The 2,299-nt window shown below is 67.1% G+C and carries 2 protein-coding genes and 1 pseudogene; 1 reads left to right on the top strand and 2 read right to left on the bottom strand.

The window, feature by feature from the left end; genetic code table 11:
- Both PGX04_RS24505 and PGX04_RS24500 read right to left on the bottom strand, forming a co-directional pair.
- A pseudogene (locus tag PGX04_RS24505) lies at window positions 1-189 on the bottom strand (fumarylacetoacetate hydrolase family protein); the annotation flags it as partial.
- Window positions 186-1,010: a cyclase family protein gene (locus tag PGX04_RS24500; protein ID WP_273740893.1), complete on the bottom strand. Its 825-nt coding sequence runs from the start codon at window positions 1,008-1,010 to the stop codon at window positions 186-188. The gene PGX04_RS24500 and the pseudogene PGX04_RS24505, both read right to left, overlap by 4 nt.
- Before the next feature lie 488 nt (window positions 1,011-1,498).
- On the opposite strand from PGX04_RS24500, the gene PGX04_RS24495 reads away from it, so the two are divergent.
- On the top strand, window positions 1,499-2,299 hold an 801-nt coding region (locus PGX04_RS24495), incomplete at its 3' end, for a geranylgeranyl reductase family protein (protein WP_273740892.1).

Raw genomic sequence — 2,299 nt, 5'->3', positions numbered from 1 at the left:
GTCGGCACGAGAGCGGGCGTCGGCCATGTCGCCGTCGACTAACTCGAGGTCGGCCCCGTAGGCGGCGGTGAGGTCGACGAGCGTCGCGTCGCCGGCGGGCGCATCGTCGGATTCGGTCGACTCGTCGACGGCACCGATACGTTCGACGGGACCGACGGGAGTCTCGACTTCGAAGGTCGCGAGTTTCATGCGGTCTCCCCTTCCGTCTCGTCCCCGATAAGAGCGACCGGTCGCACCCAGCCGCCGCTCGCGTTCTCGATCGTGATGGGAAACGCGACGATCGGCACGTCGGTCCTGCGGGGCAAGGCGTCGAGATTGGCCATCTTCTCGATCTGGCAGTACTCGACCTCGCGACCGGCGAAGTGGGCCGGCCAGAGCTCGTCCTCGTCGCCCGATTCGACGTAGCGCTCGCCCATCGCCGCGAACGGCTTGTCGAAGCCGTAGGCGTCCGTCCCGATCACCGTGATTCCCTGCTCGACGAGGTACTTCGTCCCCTCGGCGCTCATTCCGGGGAACTCGGTCAGGTACTCGGGCCGGCCCCACAGCTCGTCGGCTCCGGTCTGGATTAGGACGATCTCGCCCGGCGAGAGGTCGTGGTCCAGTTCGTCGAGGGCATCCTCGAGATCCCTCGCCGAAATCTCCGCGCCGGGATCCATCCACCGGAAATCGAGGACGACCGCGTTCCCGCGACACCACTCGAGGGGGATCTCCTCGATCGTCTTCGCCGGCTCGCCGTCGACCTCGGGTCCGTAGTGCCACGGCGCGTCGAGGTGGGTTCCGGCGTGAGGGATCACCTCGAGGTCCTCCCACGCCAGTCCCATTCCGTCGGGGAAGTCGTCGGCCTCGACGTCGTACCCCTGTGCCTGCAGCGTCTCGGCGAGGCGCTCCGCGCCGGCTTCGTGGTCGAACGCGTCGATGCTCGGTGGCGTGGGCTCGCTCGCGACGCCGTCCTCGAGGCCGATGCTCAGGTCGATCAGCGTGGTATCGTCGGCTGTTACCAAGTCGCGCATGAGAGCTACGATTCGGGGAACCACCGTAAGGATACCTGTCAGGATTGATCAGCGTTCGAACGATCCATACAGAGACCACGTCTCACTCCGGACCGACCATCCGGCGTCCTGTGGTGCGCGCTGGGGCCGCGGTGAATGCCAATGAACCACGGCACGAAATCGTGCGAGGTCTTCGCGAGTAGTGCGAGACCGGAGGTCTCGCATACCATGCGAACGGCGGCGGAGCCGCCGTGAGCAGACGGGCGCTGCGCGCCCGTGAGGAGAAATCGGCTGGGGAGGGCGTGGCAATCCCCTAATGCTACGATAGCAGGACGCTTCGTCTCACCCAATCCCTTCGGAACATACCGTTCCGTTCACGGCGGGCCTGTACGGAGCCGACGGCGTACTCGCCCGTTCGAACCGTTCGAGCCGACGGTCGGCATTCGCTTCTCAGCCACGTCCGACGCGTCTCGAGTAACTATTTACCGACCGGTGTGAACGTGACGAGCATGTACGATTTCGTCGTCGTCGGCGTCGTCGCGCCGGGCGCGCGCTTCGCCCGCCGGGCCGCCGAAGAAGGCTACGACGTGCTCGCCCTCGAGAAAGGAGAAATCGGCGACCCGCTCGCCTGTTCGGGCCACGTCAGTACCGATATCTGGGAGTTTACCGGCGACGGCGCTCGCGAGGAACTGTTCCAGAACGAGATCTACGGCGCGCGATTCCACGTCGGCGGGCCCGACAGCGACGACTACCCGTTCTACAAGGGAGACGTCGCCTCGAACGTCATCGACCGCGTCGGACTCGACCGCCACCTCGCGGCGCTCGCCCGCGAGGCGGGCGCGGACGTCCGCGAGGAACACACCGTCACCGGAGTCACCGAACACCGGGACCGCGTCGAAATCGTCGCCAGCGGACCCGACGGAACCGTCGAGTTCGAGGCGAAGATGCTCGCCGGCTGCGACGGTCCGCGCTCGAGAGTGCGGGACGAACTCGCACTTCCCACACCCGAGGAGTTCCTCCACGGCGTGCTCGCCTTCTCCGAGGAAGAAGACCACGAGGACTTCGTCGACGTCCACCTCACGCCGCCGACCTTCTTCGCGTGGCGGATCCCCCGCGGCGACGCCGGCGTCGAGTACGGCCTCGCGGCCCCGCCGGGCGTGCAGGTGACCAAGCACTTCGAGGAGCTGATCGACGGCTACGAGATCGACGTCTCCCACCGCTGTTCGGGGGCGATCCCGGTCGGGTCGCCCGACCGGGTGACGACCCGCCGGGCCTTCCTCATCGGCGACGCGGCCGCCCAGACCAAGCCC

The sequence above is a fragment of the Natrinema soli genome (assembly GCF_028618695.1).
This window is presented reverse-complemented; position numbering and strand designations above follow the sequence as displayed.

Bases quoted from the DNA above. Each gene is read 5' to 3' on its own strand.
- PGX04_RS24500 (WP_273740893.1), bottom strand. From the start codon at position 1,010: ATGCGCGACTTGGTAACAGCCGACGATACCACGCTGATCGACCTGAGC.